Here is a 21,241-nt window from a genome sequence, read left to right as displayed (position 1 = left end):
TCCCTTGTCTATTCGTATCTTGAATGGTTAAATGGACGAGTTATTTTTTCGCCAAAGTTCAATCAGTTGAGTGACTGAACGAGCCAAACCGCTGAAGTCCTTCCCGGGAAGGGGAGAGTGCATGTCTGACCGACATTGCCGGGTTTGCCGGTACACAGGGATATTGTCATAGAGGCAGCCGCATGCAGGAAAATACCGAAAAACTCTCAACCTTTCGAAGCCGGATCCTGTTCCAGATAGCCGTTCCCCTGATCATTATCATGACCGGGGTATCCGGGGTCACTGGTTGGCTGAACTACAAGGCCGAAGAAAAAGCCTTTTTTGCTGACCTGGCTGAAAAAGCAGATTTTGCCGCCAAGCGTCTCGAGTTTGAGTTGACGCTGGCCCAGCAGGATACCCAAACCCTCGCCTTTACCCTTGGGCACCTCGATGCCAAAGCGCAATTGCAACAGGCGCCCTTTCTGTACCAATTACTCACCGATCGCCTGGCTCGAAACGACAGTTTTTATGGCTCGGCCGTCGCCTTTGTACCGGGTTTTACGCCCGGACAGGAACGATTTGCCCCCTATGTGTTTCGTCAGGATTTGACGATTGCCACCCTGGATATAGGCAAAGAAGCCTATGACTACACCAACGGTGAGTGGGACTGGTGGACGGAAGCCCTCAAACGCCCCAAGGGGTACTGGACTGCTCCCTACTACGACGACGGCGCTGGCAACATTCAGATGATCACCTTCTCCCAGCCCTTTGGTGATGAGGAGCCGCTTGGGGTAGTGACCACGGATCTGGCGCTGTCCAGTTTGCCCATCCGTCTGGGTATCGATCCCAAAAAGCTGTTGGTGCTCGATGCCAGGGGCACGCTTATTTACCATCCCGACAACAACCTGACCCGTAACGCCACCATCAGCGACTGGCTGGTGAAAGATGTCGCCAGCGAGGAAGCCGCCAAAAAAGTGCTTGAGGGTGAGGCTCAGGAAGTCGCCCTGAAAGATCTGAACGGCGTTCAGTATCTGGCCAGTATTGCCAAGGTGTCGCCACTGGCATGGCGGGTATTGGTCATCACGCCCCAAACCGAATTGGTCGAAACTTTCTTAAAAGGATTCAGTTCCTTAACCTTGAGCCTCCTGGTACTGGCTTTGATTCTGCTGGTGACCAGCTATTACAGTGCCAAGCGCCTGACCGAGCCCCTGGAAGCCCTGGAAACCGGTATTGTCGACTTCAGTAAGGGACTTATCAAACGCTTGCAAAAACCCGAGGGGGTAGTGCGGGAAATCGCCACGCTGAGTCATAAGTTCAACGAGATGGCCGAAGTGCTGGAAGAGCGGGAACAGGCGCTGCTGGACTCCCGCGGCAACCGTTTTGCCACCCTGATAGACGGCATGAGCGACAAGTCGTTTTATTGCTCCATGACCCCAGACGGCAATATCGACCAGGTCAGTGCCGGGGTAGAAAAGGTGCTGGGGATTTCGCCGGAAGTGCTGAAACGCAAGTACCAGCGCCTCTTTTCCAGCAACGCCATCAACGAGCAAAACTGGCAGTTTATGGAGATGGCGCTGCGGGGCGAGGCGGTTCCTCCCCATCAGGTGGAAATGGCCGGCGCCGATGGCAGCCTCAGGCGGCTCGACCTCTTTATGCAGCCGCTTTTGGATGATGAAGGACAGCTGATCTCCGTGGAGATGCTGTTTAACGATGTGACAGAGCAGTTTTCCGCCGCCGCCTGGTCCAATGCGGTGCTGGAAGCGGCCCCCGAAGCCATGCTGATAGTGGATGAATCGGGGCAACTCGTGTTCAGTAACAGTCGTTGCCAGGAGCTGTTCGGTTACAGCGGCGAGGAAATGCTGAACCTGAACATAGATGCGCTTATTCCCGAGAATGAGCGCCATGGCCATCAGGGCAAGCGCCAGCTCTTTATTGAAGGTGGCAGAGACAAGGTGATGGCCAATGGTAAGCCGCTGCATGCTCTTAAATGTGGCGGCGAGCAGTTTCCGGTGCAAATTGGCCTGAGTCTGTTGCCCGCCGACAGTCGGGGTCAGCGTCAGGTGGCGGCCTCCATTCGCGACCTGACAGAGCAATTGGCGGTCGAGCGCCAAATCCGCGAGAGTGAGAGCCGCTTTCGCGGTTTGGTGTCCAATATCCCGGGCGCTGTGTATCGCACCCGCATTAATGGCACCTGGACCATGGAATATGTCAGCGACAACATCACTGAGCTGACCGGGTACCCTGCCTGGCACTTTATTGAGAGCAAAAAGCGCAGCTTTGGTTCGCTAATCCTTGATGAGGACGCAGAGCGCTGCGACGCGATTATTTCCGGCGCCCTCGCTGAGCAGCATGCCTTTGAGGTGGAGTACCGCATTCGCCACCGGGATGGCAGCCTTCGCTGGGTCCATGAAAAGGGCAAGGCAAGCTACGATGAAGACGGCAATCCGGTGTGGTTTGACGGCAGCCTGAATGACATCACCGAGAGCAAGCTGGCTCAGGAGCGAATTGAGCAATCACGGGAGCAGCTGGAAACCATCACCGAGTCTGTGCCCAGCACTGTGTACCAGTTGGTGTGGCGCTCTGAGCGTGACAGACGCTTTACCTTCCTCTCAAGCGCGGCCATGGCGACCCTGGGTTTCCATCGCAATGAGGTGCTGGATAACTTCGAGCTGGTGGCCGAGCGCATCGTGGAAGAAGACAGGGGCGAGATCATTCAAATGCTCGCCGGTCGTCACGGCATGCAGTGGACCAAGGCCTTCAGATACCATTTCCCTTCCGGTGAGTTGCGCTGGCTGGAGGCGGGTGCCCGGGGCAGCAAGCAGCAGGATGCGTTGGTGTGGAACGGGTATCTGATGGACATCAGCGGCCGTAAACGCATGGAGACTGAGCTAGCCCAAAGCGAGGCCCACTTCAGGGCACTGTTTGATAACGCCGGTATCGGCATTGTTAACCTTGACGACAGGGGCATTATCAAGGATTGCAACGGCCAGTTTGTCAGTGATTTGGGCATAAGCAGCGACAGCTTGAAGCGTAAGCAGCTGGCGGACCTGATGCACCCAGAGGACAGAGCACTTGCCACTGGCCTGTATCAGGCCCTGGCTGAGAGTGAGCAGGGCAGTATCAGCGGTGAGTGGCGCATGCTCGATGGCGATGGCGAGCTGATGTGGATGGCGGTGATTGCTTCTGTGCTGGAAGAAGGCGACGGCGGTGAGCGCTCCGTGGTGATGAGTATCGCCAATATTACCCGCCTCAAACTGCTGTCCGACGAGCTGATGGCTGCCAAGGAGGATGCGGATGCGGCCAACCAGGCCAAGAGCGATTTCCTCGCCAACATGTCCCACGAAATCCGCACCCCCATGAATGCCATCATTGGTATGTCACAGCTGTGCCTGCAGACTGAGCTCGACAGAAAGCAGCGCAACTATGTGGAAAAAATCGAGCGGGCGTCCAAGTCGCTCCTCGGTATCATCAACGACATCCTCGATTTCTCGAAAATTGAAGCTGGTAAACTGGATATCGAAGTGGTGCCCTTCCAGCTGGACACCATTTTGGAAGACCTCGGCGACATGTTTTCGGTGAAAGCCGCCGATAAGCAGCTGGAGCTGCTGTTTTCGGTTGCCCCCGGCGTGCCAACACACCTTGAAGGTGACCCGCTGCGTCTCAGCCAGGTGCTGATTAACCTGATGAATAACGCCATTAAATTCACTGAACGCGGTGAGGTGATGTTGTCCATCAGCGAGCTGGCCCGGGATGAGGATCAGGTGCAGCTCAAGTTTGCCGTGCGCGACAGCGGCATAGGGCTCACCGCAGAACAACAGGCCAAGCTGTTTAAGTCATTCAGTCAGGCAGATACCTCCACCACCCGCAAATACGGCGGCACCGGTCTTGGGCTGGCCATTTGCAAACAGCTGGTGGAGCTGATGGGCGGCGAGATTGGGGTCGACAGCCAGTTTGGCAATGGCAGTACCTTCTATTTCACTGTGTCGGTCAAGGTGGCGCAAAACGCCCAGTTGAATGTTGAACAGGAACTGGAAGGCATGGCGGTGCTGGTGGTAGACGACAACAGCACCGCCAGAGACATTCTTCGCACCACGCTGCAAAGCATGGGCTTTTCCGTCGACAGCGCCCGCAGCGGCATGGAGGCATTGGAGAAGTGTGCCGAGCGGGATTACCGCATCGCCCTTATCGACTGGAAAATGCCCGAGATGGATGGCACTGAAACCGCGGCACGGATGCGGGAACTCAAGCAGCCGCCCCTTATTCTGATGGTTTCTGCCCATGCCAACAGCGAGTTTATCGACAAGGTGGAGGAGATGGGCATCAATGGCTACATCACCAAGCCCATCAGCGCTTCCCGTTTGCTGGATGGCATCATGTCGGCGCTGGGTCGTCAGGGACACAAACCCGTGCGGCGCAAGGCGCAGCCCATGGATGCCCAGAAACTGTCCGGCCTCAAGGGCAAACGTATCCTGCTGGTGGAAGACAATGAGATGAACCAGGAGGTGGCCAGTGAGTTTTTGGAGCAGGTGGGGGTGGTGCTTTCCATCGCCGACAACGGTCAGATTGCGCTGGAAAAACTCGGTCAACAAAGCTTCGATTTGGTACTGATGGATTGTCAGATGCCGGTGATGGATGGTTATCAGGCCACCCGGGAGCTGAGAAAACTGCCCGGGCTTGCGGAGCTCCCCGTGGTCGCCATGACGGCCAACGCCATGGCTGGCGATAAGGAAATGTGTTTGCTCGCGGGGATGAACGACCATATCGCCAAGCCCATTGAGGTGGGGATCCTCTATCAGACCCTGCTGCAGTATCTCTGCCCCGAGGCCAAAGGGCTGGAGTCAGCAGACGCTGACGCCGCGGCAGACCAGGAGGTGACATCGCTCACCAGCTGGCCTGAGCATGAAGATTTGGACATCGACCGGGGATTGCAGTTGGTACAAAACTCAGAGCGCCTCTATCGCCGCATTCTGGAGCGTTTCGTCACCAGCCAGGCCCAGGCAGGTAAGAAAATCCGCAAGGCCCTTGCACTGGGACAGCAGGAAGATGCCGTTCGTTTGGCCCACACCCTCAAAGGCGTGGCGGGCAACCTCAGCGCCGACACCCTGGTAGAGGAGGCCCGACAACTCGAGGCCAAACTCGCACAGGGAGAGGCCTGCGAGGCCGAGTTGGAAGCGGTGGAAACCCGGTTGGTAACCATAGTGGCAGCCATCGAACGTTGGATGACAGAAGGTGTTGAAGAGCAGGGCGTGGAGAGTGGTGAGCCTTTGTCTGCGGACGCCCTTAAAGAGGTGCTCAATACCCTGGTGACACAGCTTGAGGACGCCGACGCCGATGCGGTGTCGACCCTTGAGTCGCTCTCTGGACAAGTGGTAGCGGGCATATGGGCCAGGCTTAAGCCGGTAAGCCAGATGGTGGCGGGCTACCAGTTTGATGATGGCGCCGATTTGGTGCGGGAACTGATACAGGAACTTGAGACCGACGGCGAATCCGCCTGACTATACTCAATAACAAATCGTTGTGGGCGCTGATTGCCCGGCTAACAAACTGCCCGCAGCAGGAGCGGCAACAAGGGAGGTTGCGATGGAAAAGGCCACAGTGCTGGTGGTGGATGATACCCCTGAGAACATCGATATTCTGGTGGGGATCTTGGGGCAGGATTATAAGGTCAAGGTTGCCATCGATGGCCCTCGGGCGCTGGCGCTGGCGCTGAAGTCGCCACCGGATCTGATTTTACTGGATGTGATGATGCCGGGGATGAGTGGCTATGAGGTATGTCGCCGTCTCAAGCAGGAGCCCATGACGGCCCATATCCCGGTGATCTTCGTTACCGCCCTTGCCGAGGTCGCCGACGAAACCCAGGGTTTTGAGTTGGGGGCCGTGGACTATATTACCAAGCCCGTGAGCGCGCCCATTGTGAAGGTGAGGGTGAAAACCCACCTGGCACTTTACGACCAGAAAAGACTGCTCGAAGAGCAGGTGCGGGAACGGACCAAAGAGCTCGAACAGACCCGTTTTGAGATTATCCGCCGTCTCGGCCGCGCCGCCGAATACAAGGACAACGAAACCGGGTTGCACGTGGTTCGCATGAGCCATTACGCAAGATTGCTGGCCCGACAGGCGGGGTTGCCTGAACCCTTCTGTGAGCTCCTGTACAATGCCGCGCCCATGCATGATATCGGCAAAATAGGCACGCCCGATGCGGTGCTGAAAAAGCCCGCCAAACTGGATGCCGAAGAGTGGGAAATCATGCAGCAGCACGCCAGCATAGGGGCCGAAATCATTGGCGAACATCCGGATCCACTGCTGCAGATGTCCCGCCGCATTGCTCTGACTCACCATGAAAAATGGGACGGTTCAGGCTATCCCAATGGTCTCAGCGGCACTGAAATCCCCATCGAGGGGCGTATTGTGGCCATCGCCGATGTGTTCGATGCCCTGACCTCCATCAGGCCATACAAGAAGGCATGGAGTATTGAAGACACCATGGCCTTGCTGGAGTCGGAAGCCGGCAAGCAGTTCGACCCCGAGCTGGTTGATCACTTCAAGCAGATATTGCCCGAGGTGGTTGCCGTGCGGGATAAGCACATGGAAACCGAAGGCTAGTCTGGCACTTGGCAGTGTTGCTTTTACCTGTCCCCGGATAGGAATAAAAAAGAGGCGCATCTGGCGCCTCTTTTTGTTAATCGGCGACAGGACTTACGCTTCTTCTTCCAGCGAGTAGGGCAGAGGCAGCAGGGTAAAACTGGCTTCGTGGTCATCCGCGAGACGCAGCACCGCATCGGGCGCTGTGTCATTGGCGAGGACAGCGGTCATCAGAACCTTATTGCCACGGCTAACCACCTCAATGATGTTGCCCGCCTTGCGATACCCGCCTTCCACGGCGATTTCCAGCGTACTTTCGAGACGCACCGGTGTCTGGCTTTCACCAAAGAGGATGTAGAGCGCGCGTTTGTTGCCGCCACGGTATTTTGTGCGGGCCACGGTTTCCTGACCCATGTAGCAGCCCTTGTTGAAGCTTATTCCGCCGAGGGCCTGCAGATTACACATCTGCGGAATGTACTCACTGGCATGACCGGCCGCGATATTGGGGTAGCCGGCACGGATTTCCAATGCTTGCCACACACCAGCGCCATAGAGAGGCTGGCCACTTTTCTCAATCAGGGCACAGGCATTGGCCTTGTCCAGGATCAGGATAAAACGCTCACCGTCTTTGAGCACTGTGCCTTGCTCAGTGCTGAAAACATCTGCCTCGGCTGTGCCAAAGTGCCGGGCAACAAACCCGGCGGCCTCTGGACCTGAGACACCCAGCAGGGTCAGTTCGCTACTCATATCCACAAGTTCCGCCTTGCTGAATACGGCATACTTTTTCAGCTGTGCCAGTGAGACTTCAAGCGCGCTGCGCGGCTCCAGCATCATCAGGGCGTCACCCAGTTTAAAGGTACGGAAGGTCGCCAGCATACGGCCCTTGGGATCGCAGTGGGCACCCCAGCGCCATTGGCCGGGTTCCAGTGCGCTGATATCGGCGGTGACCTGGCCGTGGATAAAGCTGTTGCCCTGCTCGCCGGTGACAGACACCAGCCCGAGGTGATTGAGTAAGCTCAGGGTCAATGCCGGGCCTTCGCTGTCCAGCGCCCAGGCGGCCTGTGAGACGGTAAATGTCATTGCCTGTTCCTTGAAATGAACTTTAATAGTCTGGGATTGTAGCGGATCCCAATGGCCGGGTGAATGACCATATTCAGGCCTGACACGCAAAAATAAAAAGGCGCCCCCCGGGCGCCTTTTTTGGCGTCACTGTCAGTGCAGCAAACGGGTTCTGATGGTGCCTTCGATGCCACGCAGCTGCTCGAGTGCTTCCTCGGCCTGGTGGGTGTCCACTTCCATCACCACGTAACCTATATCTGCGGTGGTTTGCAGGTACTGGGCGGAAATGTTGATACCTTTTTCAGAAAACGCCTGGTTAATCTTGATAAGAATACCGGGGCGGTTTTTGTGAATGTGCAGCAAACGTGAGGTGCCCTTGTGCATCGGCAGGGATACCTCGGGGAAGTTCACCGCAGACACGGTGGAGCCGTTGTCTGAGTACTTGGCGAGCTTGCCAGCCACTTCGATACCAATGTTTTCCTGGGCCTCTTCGGTAGAACCACCCACATGTGGGGTCAGGATGACATTGTCCAGACCACGCAGAGGACTTTGGAACACATCATCGTTTGACTTGGGCTCAACCGGGAACACGTCGATGGCAGCGCCGGCAATGTGCTCTTCTTTGAGCGCGGCTGACAGAGCATCGATGTCTACCACTGTGCCGCGGGACGCGTTAATCAGGAAACTGCCCTTTTTCATGGTGGCCAGTTCAGTATGGCCAATCATGTTTTTGGTCTGCGGGGTTTCTGGCACATGCAGGCTCACCACATCGGCGTTGGCGAGCAATTCTTCAAAGGAATGCACCTGCTGAGCGTTGCCCAGTGGCAGCTTGTCTTCGATATCGAAAAACTTCACCCGCATACCCAGGGTTTCGGCCAGAATGCCAAGCTGGGTACCTATGTGGCCATAGCCAATCACGCCCAGGGTTTTGCCGCGCACTTCCACGCTGCCATTGGCACTCTTGAGCCAGCCGCCACGGTGGCACAAGGCGTTGCGTTGGGGGATGCCGCGCATCAGCATGATGATTTCGCCCAATACCAGCTCAGCCACAGAGCGGGTATTGGAGAAGGGCGCGTTAAATACCGGGATACCGGCCAGCTCGGCAGACTTGAGGTCAACCTGGTTGGTACCAATACAGAAGCAACCAATTCCAACCAGTTTTTCGGCCTTGCTCAGCACCTCGGCACTCAGTTGAGTGCGGGAGCGAATGCCGACGAAGTGGGCATCTTTGATGGACGCGACCAGCGCCTCATCGGCGAGGGACGCCTTGTGATATTCGATATTGGTGTAGCCCGCCCGCTCAAGTACATCTACCGCAGATTGGTGGACGCCTTCGAGCAGCAGGAACTTGATCTTATCCTTGTCCAGCGAATGTTTCGCCATGGTGTAGATACCCTCTTTCTAATGCCTATAGGTTTTATTTGTCTGCTGACTGTCAATGCCCGCCCAAATTAGCATTTTTTTTACACAGTGTGGAGGGCTGGATGGCTAAAGTGTTTATTCAAAAACCAGAACAATATCACATAAGGTAAATGATACCGCACTAAGCCCGGTCTGTGAGTTGGTGGTTTGGATGGCACAGGCCTGTGTGCCGACGTTTCGCCCTGGCCCTGTTATGGATGCACTGAGCCACCAATAATTGGGTATTTACATTTGTTAATGGTTTTTTGGCTTTAGGGTACTCAGGGCTGGAAGGCCCATGGCACAAGGATGGGCACTGGGTCTCGCTTTTACCGTATATTGTTTAATGAGAATCGTTCTTTGATTCATACCTACGTCTTATGGTTTTATAGTGCTCAGTCCGCAAAATTGGGGATCCCTGTTCAATGGTCTGGCGTTTTTTTAGCCGCACATGGAAGTTTGAACGACGGCGGTCAACAAGGAGAAAGAGGGTTGAATACGGTAAATGAGTTGATTTTCGTGCACCAATTGGTTGCACCCTGTCATCTGGCGATTCTGGCCGAATCCATAGGGTTAAAAACCCGCATCGTAAAACACGTCGGTGAACTGGACTTGGATAAGCACCCCCAGGCGTTTTATCTCATCGCCCAGAAAGGTGCTGCGCTGGACAATAAGGGCATTCCGCTGCTGGCCAGCCGGCTGACTCCCCACGTGCCCGTCGCCCTTTATCAGGTGGAACGTCACTCTCTGGATCAGGAAGCCGCACTGCTGCTCGGGATCCGGGGATTGTTGTTTGCCGATCAGCGCATGGACTTGATGCTGACAGGCCTTCGCAAGATGGTCGCCGATGAGCTCTGGTTTGACCGTCCGCTTATCAGCAAGATGTTCCGCCGACTGGTGAATAAACTGGACACCAATTCCGATGTATCACCAGACGCCATGGCGATGCTGCAATCTCTCACCGGTAGAGAATGCACCATTATTCAGTTGGTTGGCAGTGGTGCCAGAAACAAAGAAATTGCCGATCGCCTTTGCATCAGCGAGCACACAGTCAAGGCGCATATTTCGTCTATTTTTCGTAAGACCCAGTCCCGTAATCGGGTAGAGTTGCTGCGTTGGGCCCAATCTCACCAGAGCCATTTTGCTCTGGTCAGCTGAGTGCTTGCGCTGAGTTTTTACCGCTTAAATCTGAGTGTTTCACCGCGGTAACCCAAGATAAAAAACGTCAATAAAAAAGGAGCCAGATGGCTCCTTTTTTATCGGGGTGCTGTTATCAGCGTGGCGCGCCGTTCTGGATAACAGTCGCTACGTTTTCGTTACCCACTTGAGTCACGTTGATCACGTTGCTGCTGCCCATCTGAGCGCCGGTCACCAGGTTGTCGTTGCCGCTTTGAGCCACGATGAAGCTATTGCCTTCGCCAACCACTGCGAATGCACCGGCATCGCCACCTACCCAGTTGCCGTTACCGGTCTGGGTGATTTGTGCCAGGTTTTCATCGCCCTGGATCAGCAGGTCCAGTACGTTGAGGTCGCCAGACTGGGTACCTATGATGTCGGTGTTGTTGTTGCCTTCGATGGTGACAATGGCTTCGTTGTCATTGCCCATTTGCGCAATATCCACCTCGTTGTCGTTACCAAATGCAACGCTGTATGCATAGTTGACATCGCCTTCCTGAGCCACTTCGAGGCTGTTGTCTTCGCCAAAGGCACCGGCCAGCAGCTGGTTGCCGTTACCTTCTGAACTCAGGTTCAGGGTGTTGTCATTGCCAACAGCAACAAATTCGGCATAGTTCAGATCGCCTTCCTGCTCCAGATCCACATCGTTATCGTCGCCATCAACGATAAACTGAGCGCTGTTGGAGAAGCCTTCCTGCTCGATGTCTATCATGTTGTCGCTGCCTTCGATAACCGCTATCAGGCTATCGCCGATGGCGTTTTCGGAGCCAGATTGGTTAATTTCAACGTCGTTGTTGTCACCGGTGGTGAATTCCAGCACCGCCACGTTGCGATCGCCATCCTGGGTCATGGTCAGATCGTTGTTGCTGCCTTGCAGGGCGTAAACAAAGCCCACGTTGTTGTTACCAACCTGCTCAATCTCAACTTCGTTGTTGTCACCGGCAACGCCGCGCACACCACCCACGTTGTCGTCACCTTCCTGATAGATGGAGACATCGTTGTTGTTGCCAACGTTGGCAGTGAAGTCCAGAGCAATCAGACCACCCTGGTTGTTGTTACCCAGCTGAGTGATTTCACCGTCGTTATCATTGCCCTGAACACGGAAAACGGCATAGTTGCTGCTGCCGTCCTGATCAACCCAGGCGCTGTTGTTGTCGCCGGTCAGTTCTACATTGCTTGCGTTCTGATCACCTGCCTGCATCACGTCAACGGCGTTTCCGTTACCGGCAGTTACCGCGTCACTCTGGTTGAAGAAGCCTGTCTGGACCACGTTATCCGTGTTGTTATCACCGGTTTGGCTCACGCCGGCAATGTGCCAGTCTTCGGCTTGCTCAACAGACACGCTATTCTGGTTGCCCTCAGAATCCACAAAGGCTTCGTTCCATACACCGTCCTGGGTTACTGTGGTGGTGTTTTCATCGCCCAGTTGATCAACCTGCGCCAGGTTCAGTACACCTGTTTGTTCCACAGTGGTGTCGTTACCATAGCCGGACTGGTTTACCTGGATTTCGCTGATATCGCTGGCAAAGGCCTGCGCTGACATGCCGATACCCGCGGTGATGGCTAAAGCCAAGAGTGACTTCTTCGCTTGTGATTTCATGTGACGCTCCCTGTTAATATTGAGTCACGGCGATAGATGCTCCATCGCCAATTTGTTGAATAGAAAAATTCGCACTGCCCAACTGCTTGAGCTGCACCAGATTGTTGTCTCCTATCTGGGTTATCTCAGCGCTGTTGTGGTTTCCTGCCTGAAACAAATCCACCTCATTGTCTGTGCCCAGCTGACGCACCAGAGCCTGATTTGCGACGCCGATTTGGGTGACAATAAGGCTGTTGGAATCGCCCGACTGGGCAACCATGGCCTCGTTTTGCACCCCTATCTGAAACAAATCGATGAGGTTGTCCCGTCCGCTGGACTCCAGCAGAGTTTGCAGGGGGACGGAAAGCGACATCTCGTCGCCTACCCCAGATGTTGGCGTGTCAGCCAACACGGCGGGGCAGCAAAGCAGGAGGGAAGCGCTTAAAACCAGCGATTTGCAGTAAGACACCCGACACTCCTTTGCGATGCGTAAACTTCCAAAGCCGACGGCTCGGCAAAAATACAGCACCAAGTTAAGGTTCTGAGACCTAAGTCACAATCGGAAGAAAGCCTATTTATATGGGAGCGAATGAATTGCTTCTCTTACTGAGTAATGCTGATTAATATGCTGATTTATAATGTTTAATTTTATTTGCGGATACATTTTTATGGATGGCCTTAGCTACTTTAGCCTAGTAGATAAGTCTAAAAACCAACGCCTGGACTGGGCAAATACGCCTGGCTGAGCGAAAGTGATATTGAAATCTCTCATCCGGAACTTGCCGCCGGTAATGACCTTGATGGGATATTTCGGTTCAGTATTTAACTGAGCAGACGCAACAGTAGTTTTACGCGGCCATGCTGGCCGCGTTTTTTTATTTGTTTTTGGCCAAAGTACATTGCGGATTATTGGGAATGCAGTACTGAATAATATTGGGTAAAATATCGGCAATTAATCATTCTGGATTAATTCATTGTTCAGTGTTCTGCTGCGTCATTGTTAGCTTTTCAGCGGTTATTGTGGCAGAAATAATTTTATTTTATCGGTCTGTTATTATTTGTTTTTTTAATCAGAACGCTGTATTTATTCGTTTTATGAAACTGATGGATTTAACTAAAGTGTTTAGATATCCATGCTTTAGCTTCCATGTTCTGTGACATAACCCCTTCTTTTGGAGTATTAACTCTGGGACAATCTGCCCGCGTTAACGAAAGATAACGTCATTATTATAATTAACGGGGTTGATAATATGGAAAATGTTAAAAAGCTGACAGCCATTGCCGTGGCTGTATCGGCGGCAATGCCATTGCTGGCAAATGCTGATGTGATGATTACTGAATATGTAGAAGGCAGTTCCAATAATAAAGCCATTGAGCTTTATAACAGCGGTGATGCGGCCGTTGATCTGACTGGTTACACTCTGGCGCGCTATAAAGATGGCGCTACCACACCCAGCAACATGGTGGCCCTCGATGGTCAAAGTCTGGCCGCCAAAGGCATCAAGGTTATCACGCACCCAAGTGCGGTTATTACCCTGCCAGCGGGCACCGACACCATGACGGGCGATCTCTACTTTAACGGTACCGATGCGGTGGCGCTGATGAAAGACGGCGCCATTGTAGATGTGGTGGGAGCCATTCCCACCCCCAAAGATTGGGGCCTTAACGTCACTATCGCCCGTAAGACCAGCGCACTGGCTGCGGCGACTGTGTATAACGAAGCCGACTGGGAAACCTCGGCCATCGACAACTTTTCAGGCCTTGGCAGCCTCGAAGGTACAACCGCACCCGAAGTGCCAGCCTTCAGCTGCGCCGGTGATACGCTTATCCCGATTTATGACATTCAGGGCAGCGGCGATAAGAGCCCACTGGTGCCCGAAGGCAAGTTTGAATCCGACACGGAAGTGACCCTGCGTGGCGTGGTTTCAGCCCGAGGTGAGAGTCTATTTAAAGGTTTTTACCTGCAGGATGTGCAGGGTGATAACTCCCCTCTGACCTCCGACGGCATTTTTGTGTTCCTCGGCGAAGCAGCCCCCGAAGCGATTCAGCCCGGGGTGGAAGTCTGTGTCCAGGGTAAGGTGAAGGAATACTTCGGCCTGACCCAAATCGACATCAAGGCCGACAAAAAGTTTGAAGTGGGTGCCAAGGGTGACGTCCCGGCCGCCGCAGCATTTGCCGTAACTGAAGGTGAATCCCTGGAGCAGGCGCTGGAGCGCTTCGAAGGTATGAAAGTAGTACTGGATGCCGGTAGCGAGATGAAAGTCAGCCGTACTTTCAGCTACGACTATGCCGGGCGTCGCAACAACCTTATGCTGTCCCACAAGGCGCCGCTGATGAAACCTACTCAGGTGTATCCGGCGCTGAGTGAAGAAGCCGTTGCCCTTGAGAAGCAAAACCGTGGCAACGAGCTGTTTGTGGAGTCTGACTTCAAGGCCGCCGACGGCGTAGTGCCATTCCTGCCTGACTTTAACGCCGAAACCGGTTATATCCGCGTGGGCGATGAGCTCAAGGGCCTCGAAGGCATGGTGAGCTACAGCTACAACGAATACCGCCTGGTAACCACCAACACCATTACTCCGGCCGACATCGTCCGTGGTATGGATCGCACCGACGCCCCGGTTGTAGCCGAGAAAGGCGATATCCGCGTGGCCAGCTTTAACGTACTCAACTTCTTCAACGATGTGGTAGGCGGCGATGCCAACCCAACCGGCTCCAATCGTGGCGCCCTGACCGAAGAAGAAATGCTGCTGCAGCGCACCAAGATTGTGAATGCCATCACCGCCATGAACGCCGACATTGTTGGCCTGATGGAAATCGCCAACAACGGCTTTGGTGAGAAGAGTGCCATTCAGAACCTGCTGGATGCCCTGAACGCCGAGCAATCGGCCGACAACGCCTACAGCTTTGTGGAAATTGCCGAGGCCGACAAGACTGACGGCAAATATTTCGGTAATGATGCCATCACAGTGGGCATGCTGTATCGCGCCGCCAAGGTAAGTCCTGAAGGTACGGCCTTTGTGATTGAAACCCCTGAGCAGCATGCGCCGGAAGGCGTAGCCAGCCGCGACAACAAGGGCACAGTTGAAACCAGCCCGGCGCAGGACAAGTATCAGCGTCACAGCCTGGGTCAAACCTTCAAGGTAAAAGATGAAAACCTGACAGTGGTGGTAAACCACCTCAAGTCTAAAGGTTCAGGCTGCCTGGAAGATTGGATCAATTTCGATGAAAGCCGCGATCCGGCCGATCTGCAGGGCAAGTGTAATGCGTTCCGCGTATCGGCTGCCAAGGTGATTGGTGAAGCCGTGAAAGACATCGAAGGCGATGTGTTGGTCATTGGCGACTTGAACGCCTACGGTATGGAAGATCCGGTGCGTGTGCTGACCGATTACGATGCCACCACCTCCAACCGTAAAGTGAAAACCGCTTCTTACACCACACTCGCTGGTCAGAGTTACGAGCAACAGGGCAGCGTGATTGAGAAGGGCTATGGCCTGATTAACCTGAATACCCAGGTACATGGCGCCGATACCTACTCTTACAGCTACAACGGTGAGTTGGGTAACCTCGACCATGCGTTGGGTAACGAGAGTCTGGCCAAGCGGGTGGTGGATATTGAAGACTGGCACATCAACTCGGTGGAATCCAACCTGTTCGAATACGGCAAGAAGTTCACCGGTAGCCTGGAGAAATCCGAAAATGCCTTTTCTGCATCAGACCATGACCCTGTGATCGTGGCCCTGAGCTATCCCGATAAAGTGGAAGAGAAAAAGGATGATGGTGGTGCCATGGGCGGACTGCTGCTGGCATTGGCAACCTTGATTGGCCTTGGTCGTCGCCGCATTCATTAATTTAAATGAATAGCCAAAGGGGATGCATGCATCCCCTTTTTTATTGTGCTTTCAAGTGGTTTTGTTTCGACTAAGGCCGCAGGGCATTGGTTTACCTCCATGGCTGCGGCAAGTACACTGGCGCAATCACAGATAATGGGAGAAGTGAATGAGTATCTGGTTTCGCCCCGTCACCCTGGACGATTGCGCCAAAATGGATGAGGGCATGCATGGCCGTGGCACACTGATGAAGACCCTCGGGATCCAAATCAGCGAAATCGGCGACGATTATATGAAGGCGACCATGCCAGCTACACCGGCGGTACATAATCCCCTTGGCATAGTGCATGGCGGTGCCAATGTGGTGTTGGCGGAAACCGTGGCCAGCTACGCCGCCAATTTTGTGGTGGATTTCGAGAAGTATTATTGCGTGGGCCAGGAGATTAATGCCAATCACCTGCGCGCTGCCCGCAACGGCATTCTGACTGCCACCGCCAGGCCAGTGCATTTGGGTAAGCGCAGCTCAGTGTGGGAAATTCTGGTGCACAACGGTGCGGGGGAATTGACCTGTATTTCACGGATGACAGCGGCGGTTGTAGAACGCTGAACTAAAATATAGGCATCATAAACAGTTGCAGAGGAGTTGCGATGGAGATGGCAACGATTTGGGAATGGGTGGGTTATCTCGCCTCGGTGGTGGTGGCTATTTCATTGATGATGGCCAACATCAAAAAACTGCGTTGGTGGAATCTGGTGGGGGCGGCACTGTTCGTGGCCTATGGCCTGGCCATCGATGCTTACCCGGTAGCCTTGGTCAACTTTTTCATTGTGCTGATTGATGCTTACTACCTGGTGAAGCTCTATCGGGAGCCAGAACCCAACAGCTGATCCTGACATCATGATTAAAACGCGGCCCCGGCCGCGTTTTTTATTGTCACTCTAAAACCACCTCCTATGGAGGTGGTGATCGTTCTAGTGGGGCTTTGCCCGTAGAATGCCCATGCTAAATACTCCCTCGGTTTGTTACCAGCAAATCAAGGAGTAAGTAGCATGAGCAGATATGAATCCGCGTCTCACGTGTTCTATCGCTGTCAGTATCACCTCGTTTGGACACCGAAGTACAGGTACAAAATCCTAAAAGGTAATCTTGGCAAAGAGCTTTATCGAAGTATCTATGTTTACTGCAACATGAAGAAATGCAGAGTCGTAGAACTGAATGTGCAGGAAGATCATGTTCATCTAGTAGTCAGAACTCCACCGAGTCTAAGCGTGTCGGACTTAATGGGTTTTGTAAAAGGAAGAACGGCAATCAGAATGTTTGCGAAATTTCCGTATTTGAGAAAGCAAAAGCTCTGGGGGAATCACTTTTGGCAAAGAGGCTATTTTGTTGACTCGGTAGGAGCGAATGAAGAGATAATCCGCAGATATGTACGGCACCAAGAAAAGACAGCCAAAGAAGAAGAGAAACGGCAGATAGCATTGGGGCTAGAAGGTTAGTTTTTAAGCCCCCTTTTAGGGGGCCGTGTCAAAGCCACCTGCTATGCAGGTGGATTTTTACTGGTGCGGGAATCATTTCATCGGAATGTCAGATTGGAATTATCTGATTTAATCGTTTTATCTATTTATTCGATTGCCGTAGTCTTTGCTCATCGACTGGGTCGTTAAGTTTAAGGAGCCAACATGGCCACCATTTTTGACCTGATAGAGGCCTGGTGTGCCGGGCCCGCAACCAAATCAACGGATAAATAAGAGGAAACACAGATGAGTCATTACATCACCAGCCAAAACGGCGCCCCCATCGCCGATGACCAGAATTCCCTGACCGCCGGAAGCCGCGGCCCAGTACTGTTGCAAGACTGGCAACTGATTGAAAAGCTGGCCCACTTTAACCGAGAGCGTATCCCTGAGCGCGTAGTACACGCCAAGGGCACCGGCGCTTACGGCACCTTCACCCTGACCCGCGACTTATCTGAGTACACCATTGCCGACCACTTTATCGGCGAAGGCAAGGTCACCGAAACCTTCGTGCGTTTCTCCACCGTGGGCGGCGAAATGGGCTCAGCCGATGCCGAGCGCGACCCCCGTGGCTTTGCCGTTCGCTTTTACACCAAGCGTGGTAACCACGATGTGGTGGGCAACAACACCCCAACTTTCTTTTTGCGTGATGGCATCAAGTTCCCGGACTTCATCCACACCCAGAAGCGTAACCCCCAGACCAACCTGAAAGACCCTCAGGCCATGTGGGACTTCTGGTCACTGAACCCCGAGGCGCTGCATCAGGTGACTGTGCTGATGTCTGACCGCGGTATTCCGGCAAACTACCGTCAGATGCACGGCTATGGTTCCCACACCTTCAGCCTGTGGAATGCCAAAGGCGAGCGTTTCTGGGTCAAGTTCCACTTCAAGTCTCAGCAGGGCGTAGTGAACTTAACCAACGAGCAGGCCGATAAACTCAAAGGCATAGATCCGGATTCCTCCCAGCGGGATCTGATGGTGGCCATCATGGATGGTAACTTCCCCCGCTGGACAGTGAATGTGCAAATCATGCCGGAAGCCGATGCCAACACTTATCACATCGACCCGTTCGATTTGACTAAGGTATGGCCGCACAAGGACTACCCGCTGATTGAAATTGGCGTACTTGAGCTTAACCGTATACCGCAAAACTACTTTGCCGAAGTCGAGCAGGCGGCGTTGGCTCCCAGCAACCTGGTGCCCGGTGTAGGCGCATCACCCGACAAAATGCTGCAGGCCCGTTTGTTTGCCTATGCCGATGCCCAGCGCTATCGCATCGGTGCCAACTACAACCAGCTGCCGGTGAACTGCCCACATGCCACTGTGGCCAATCATCACCAGCGCGGCGGCGCCATGGCCGGTACCCAGTGCCCCTTCCATCAGAGCACGGGTCACCAGACACAGACCGGCGGTGATGCCAGCGCCAACTATGGCCCAAGCACGGCTGCCGGCGCCCTGATTGATGCCAGCCACTTTATTGAGCCGCCACTGCGTCTTGAAGGTGAAGCCGCCCGCTACAGCCGCTATGGCAAGGACGACTACACCCAGGCCGGTAACCTGTATCGCCTGTTCAGTGAAGGCGAGAAAAACCGCCTGGCCGAGACCATCGCCTCGACCCTGCGTCAGGTAACACAAGAGGTGCAGCAGCGGATGTTGGCGCACTTCGACAAGGCCGATGCCGACTACGGCCAGCGTATTCGCGCCGCGCTTTAAGTCGCACTTCAAGCCGCAGCCTCAACCTTGAGAACAAGAAAGGGAAGCAATCGCTTCCCTTTTTCTTTCAATTAATTGGGTGTTAACTTCAGTGCCACAGCAGGGTGGCAATACCCATGATGGCAAACAGCACCGCCGTGCCCCGGTGGATCCAGACCATGGGCAGCTTGTCGGCACTGAAATGCCCGGCAATGACTACAGGTACGTTGGCGAGCAGCATGCCCACAGTGGTGCCCATTACTACCATCCACAAATCATCGTAGCGGGCCGACAGCACCACGGTTGCCACCTGGGTTTTGTCGCCGATTTCAGCAATAAAAAACAGCACCAGGGTGGCGAGGAAGGGGCCAAAGCGATAGAGGCTGCTTTCTTCTGCTTCCACTTTATCCGGCACCAATACCCACAGGGCAATGGCAAAAAAGCTCAGCGCAACCAGATATCGCGCGGTATCTGCGCTGACAAAGTCCGTCGCCCATTGGCCAAGCCAGGCGGCGGCAAAATGGTTGGCAACGGTTGCAATAAAAATACCGAGGATGATGGCAGTTTTGTTCTTGAATCTGGCGGCAAGCAGCAGTGCCAGCAATTGGGTCTTGTCGCCTATTTCGGCGATGGCCACGGTTAAGGTGGAGGCGGTAAAGGCTTCTAACATGATTGCGTTCCTGGGGTGGCTGACCAACAAGCACGATAAACCCGCCACCCCGTAGTCATAGTTGTGGCTTATCGCGCTCAGGTCTTGCCGGGCAAACTCATGTTTGCTGTAAGCACCATGGCATGTGGCCAAGTGTGTTGATGCTTACCCCTGAGCCGGACTCAGGTTGGCTACTCCCCCGAAAGTGAGGCGGGCATTATAACAGCACAGTGCATCCGGGCAAGGGGCCGCAAGACACATTTGTTACTGCCCGGTAGCAGTTTCGCGTGCTTTTGCTGCCATGCTGCACACTGAGAGGCGGTGCCCTTGCCGAGCCTGTGTGGCTCTGTTAATGTCGGCTGCAGTCGTTTTTTTATGAAAGCCTGTTAACCCCAAATGCGGGTGCGTCCTCTCAAGGCGATGGCCTTTCGGCAGTTCTAAAAATTGGCTCATACCTATAACTACAAATGATTTATCAGACTTGAACAGGACAGTTCCGTGAATTTGAAAACACTTGGCTCTATCGCCATTGTGGCGGGTACCGCCATTGGGGCCGGCATGTTGGCGTTGCCGCTGGCGACCGCCGCCCTTGGGGTGATCCCCGCGCTGTTATTGCTGCTGGTCGTGTGGGCCATTTCGGCATATACCTCCCTCCTTATGCTCGAAATTAACCTGCGCAGTGGCGTGGGTGACAATGTGCACGCCATCACCGGCAAGACACTGGGCAAAAAGGGGCAGCTTATCCAGGGCGCCTCTTTCCTGAGTTTACTGTATGCCCTGACGGCTGCCTATCTGACCGGCGGCTCCTCCTTGCTGGTACACCGCATGGAGTCGGTATTTTCCATCAATCTCGATGGTCAGCTGGCGGTACTGCTTTTTACGCTGGTGCTTGGCAGCGTGGCCGCATTGGGTGTGAGCTGGGTGGATAAGCTCTCCCGCTTGCTGTTCAGCTTGATGGTGGTGCTCCTGGTGCTGGTGGTGGGCTTCCTGTTGCCTGAAATCCGCCCCTCTGTGATTGCCGCCGATGCCTTCGAAAAAGTGTCGGCCAATGCCTGGATGGCTGCTATTCCCGTCGTATTTACGTCTTTTGGTTTCCATGTGTGTATTGCCACATTGGTGCGCTACCTCGACGGTGATGCGGTTAACCTGCGCAAGGTGCTGCTGATTGGCTCGACCATCCCACTGGTGTGTTACATCCTGTGGCTGCTGGTGACCCTGGGAACCGTGGGTGGAGATGAAATTGCCACCTTCAACGGCGCCCTGCCCAAGCTTATCAGCGCCCTTCAGGAGCTGGCGGCACACCCCGTAGTGGGTCAGAGCATTGCGGTGTTTGCCGATCTGGCGCTGGTGACCTCCTTCCTTGGAGTAACCATGAGCCTGTTTGATTTTCTGGCCGAAATGACCCGCTCAAAAGGCGGTATCGGTGGCCGTTTGCAGACCTGGATTATCACCTTTTTACCACCACTGCTGTGTGCGCTCTTTGTGCCCGAAGGCTTTGTGGCCGTGCTGGGTTTTGCCGCCATTCCGCTGGTGTTTATGATCATTTTCCTGCCGATTGCCATGGCACTGAATCAGCGTGCACAGTACCGGGACGGTTATCAGGTCAGCGGCGGCAAGCTGGCCTTGTCGCTGATTGGTGTCGCAGGGGTGGCGATTATTGCCGCCCAGCTGTGGGTGGCACTGTAAAAAGCCTTTTGTAACGGAAGTTTGCCAAGGCTGTGACAGCTTGTAACCCTGTGGTAAAGTCGGGTCTTCGCGCCCGGCTTTTTTGTACCCGCCGTT

At 54.3% G+C, this 21,241-nt stretch carries 14 protein-coding genes and 1 riboswitch; of the genes, 9 read left to right on the top strand and 5 right to left on the bottom strand.

Annotated elements, in window-relative coordinates; translation table 11 throughout:
- Nucleotides 1-182: 182 nt before the first annotated feature.
- Together SAMA_RS15410 and SAMA_RS15405 are read left to right on the top strand one after the other, a co-directional pair.
- Nucleotides 183-5,474 (top strand): PAS domain S-box protein, encoded by a 5,292-nt coding sequence (locus SAMA_RS15410; protein ID WP_011761059.1) that lies wholly within the window; start codon nt 183-185, stop codon nt 5,472-5,474.
- An 85-nt stretch (nt 5,475-5,559) separates the two neighbouring features.
- Nucleotides 5,560-6,582, top strand: a complete 1,023-nt coding sequence (locus SAMA_RS15405; protein ID WP_011761058.1) for a response regulator — start codon at nt 5,560-5,562, stop codon at nt 6,580-6,582.
- A gap of 93 nt (nt 6,583-6,675) precedes the next feature.
- Here the strand turns inward: SAMA_RS15405 and ygfZ are convergent, their stop codons facing one another.
- Complete coding sequence (gene ygfZ, locus SAMA_RS15400; protein ID WP_011761057.1) at nt 6,676-7,641, bottom strand: tRNA-modifying protein YgfZ; 966 nt, start codon at nt 7,639-7,641, stop codon at nt 6,676-6,678.
- Nucleotides 7,642-7,773: 132 nt separating this feature from the next.
- Complete coding sequence (serA, locus tag SAMA_RS15395; protein ID WP_011761056.1) at nt 7,774-9,003, bottom strand: phosphoglycerate dehydrogenase; 1,230 nt, start codon at nt 9,001-9,003, stop codon at nt 7,774-7,776.
- Between the two features lie 510 nt (nt 9,004-9,513).
- Between serA and SAMA_RS15390 the strand changes: the two genes are divergently transcribed.
- Nucleotides 9,514-10,179 (top strand): helix-turn-helix transcriptional regulator, encoded by a 666-nt coding sequence (locus SAMA_RS15390; protein WP_011761055.1) that lies wholly within the window; start codon nt 9,514-9,516, stop codon nt 10,177-10,179.
- A 115-nt stretch (nt 10,180-10,294) separates the two neighbouring features.
- Here SAMA_RS15390 and SAMA_RS15385 read toward each other — a convergent pair whose 3' ends face one another.
- Nucleotides 10,295-11,797, bottom strand: a complete 1,503-nt coding sequence (locus SAMA_RS15385; protein ID WP_011761054.1) for a curlin — start codon at nt 11,795-11,797, stop codon at nt 10,295-10,297.
- A gap of 13 nt (nt 11,798-11,810) precedes the next feature.
- The gene (locus SAMA_RS15380) at nt 11,811-12,149 is read right to left on the bottom strand and encodes a curlin (protein WP_157608349.1); all 339 of its coding nucleotides are present in this window, start codon (nt 12,147-12,149) and stop codon (nt 11,811-11,813) included.
- An 877-nt stretch (nt 12,150-13,026) separates the two neighbouring features.
- Between SAMA_RS15380 and exeM the strand changes: the two genes are divergently transcribed.
- From exeM to katB, 5 genes are all read left to right on the top strand, one after another.
- Entirely contained in the window at nt 13,027-15,624 is a 2,598-nt protein-coding gene (gene exeM / locus SAMA_RS15375; RefSeq protein ID WP_011761052.1) for an extracellular exonuclease ExeM, read from the top strand.
- A gap of 148 nt (nt 15,625-15,772) precedes the next feature.
- Entirely contained in the window at nt 15,773-16,210 is a 438-nt protein-coding gene (locus SAMA_RS15370) for a PaaI family thioesterase (RefSeq protein WP_011761051.1), read from the top strand.
- Nucleotides 16,211-16,251: 41 nt separating this feature from the next.
- Nucleotides 16,252-16,491 carry a YgjV family protein gene (locus SAMA_RS15365; protein WP_011761050.1) on the top strand — a complete coding sequence of 80 codons (240 nt, stop codon included), beginning with the start codon at nt 16,252-16,254 and terminating at the stop codon, nt 16,489-16,491.
- Nucleotides 16,492-16,653: 162 nt separating this feature from the next.
- The gene (gene tnpA / locus SAMA_RS15360; RefSeq protein ID WP_011758714.1) at nt 16,654-17,100 is read left to right on the top strand and encodes an IS200/IS605-like element ISSham1 family transposase; all 447 of its coding nucleotides are present in this window, start codon (nt 16,654-16,656) and stop codon (nt 17,098-17,100) included.
- A gap of 264 nt (nt 17,101-17,364) precedes the next feature.
- Nucleotides 17,365-18,831 carry a catalase KatB gene (gene katB, locus SAMA_RS15355; protein ID WP_011761049.1) on the top strand — a complete coding sequence of 489 codons (1,467 nt, stop codon included), beginning with the start codon at nt 17,365-17,367 and terminating at the stop codon, nt 18,829-18,831.
- Nucleotides 18,832-18,919: 88 nt separating this feature from the next.
- On the opposite strand, the gene SAMA_RS15350 is transcribed toward katB, so the two are convergent.
- Nucleotides 18,920-19,480 carry a TMEM165/GDT1 family protein gene (locus SAMA_RS15350; RefSeq protein WP_011761048.1) on the bottom strand — a complete coding sequence of 187 codons (561 nt, stop codon included), beginning with the start codon at nt 19,478-19,480 and terminating at the stop codon, nt 18,920-18,922.
- A gap of 89 nt (nt 19,481-19,569) precedes the next feature.
- Nucleotides 19,570-19,659: riboswitch (yybP-ykoY riboswitch) on the bottom strand.
- Between the two features lie 298 nt (nt 19,660-19,957).
- On the opposite strand from SAMA_RS15350, the gene SAMA_RS15345 reads away from it, so the two are divergent.
- Nucleotides 19,958-21,145, top strand: a complete 1,188-nt coding sequence (locus tag SAMA_RS15345; protein ID WP_011761047.1) for an amino acid permease — start codon at nt 19,958-19,960, stop codon at nt 21,143-21,145.
- Nucleotides 21,146-21,241 lie beyond the last annotated feature (96 nt).

The organism is Shewanella amazonensis SB2B (genome assembly GCF_000015245.1).
GTDB classification, from domain to species: Bacteria; Pseudomonadota; Gammaproteobacteria; order Enterobacterales; family Shewanellaceae; genus Shewanella; species Shewanella amazonensis.
Note: the sequence above shows the minus strand (reverse complement) of the source record. Positions and strands in the feature narration are given on the sequence as shown.

Bases quoted from the DNA above. Each gene is read 5' to 3' on its own strand.
- SAMA_RS15410 (WP_011761059.1), top strand. From the start codon at position 183: ATGCAGGAAAATACCGAAAAACTCTCAACCTTTCGAAGCCGGATCCTG.
- SAMA_RS15405 (WP_011761058.1), top strand. From the start codon at position 5,560: ATGGAAAAGGCCACAGTGCTGGTGGTGGATGATACCCCTGAGAACATC.
- ygfZ (WP_011761057.1), bottom strand. From the start codon at position 7,641: ATGACATTTACCGTCTCACAGGCCGCCTGGGCGCTGGACAGCGAAGGC.
- serA (WP_011761056.1), bottom strand. From the start codon at position 9,003: ATGGCGAAACATTCGCTGGACAAGGATAAGATCAAGTTCCTGCTGCTC.
- SAMA_RS15385 (WP_011761054.1), bottom strand. From the start codon at position 11,797: ATGAAATCACAAGCGAAGAAGTCACTCTTGGCTTTAGCCATCACCGCG.
- SAMA_RS15380 (WP_157608349.1), bottom strand. From the start codon at position 12,149: ATGTCGCTTTCCGTCCCCCTGCAAACTCTGCTGGAGTCCAGCGGACGG.
- exeM (WP_011761052.1), top strand. From the start codon at position 13,027: ATGGAAAATGTTAAAAAGCTGACAGCCATTGCCGTGGCTGTATCGGCG.
- SAMA_RS15370 (WP_011761051.1), top strand. From the start codon at position 15,773: ATGAGTATCTGGTTTCGCCCCGTCACCCTGGACGATTGCGCCAAAATG.
- SAMA_RS15365 (WP_011761050.1), top strand. From the start codon at position 16,252: ATGGAGATGGCAACGATTTGGGAATGGGTGGGTTATCTCGCCTCGGTG.
- tnpA (WP_011758714.1), top strand. From the start codon at position 16,654: ATGAGCAGATATGAATCCGCGTCTCACGTGTTCTATCGCTGTCAGTAT.
- katB (WP_011761049.1), top strand. From the start codon at position 17,365: ATGAGTCATTACATCACCAGCCAAAACGGCGCCCCCATCGCCGATGAC.
- SAMA_RS15350 (WP_011761048.1), bottom strand. From the start codon at position 19,480: ATGTTAGAAGCCTTTACCGCCTCCACCTTAACCGTGGCCATCGCCGAA.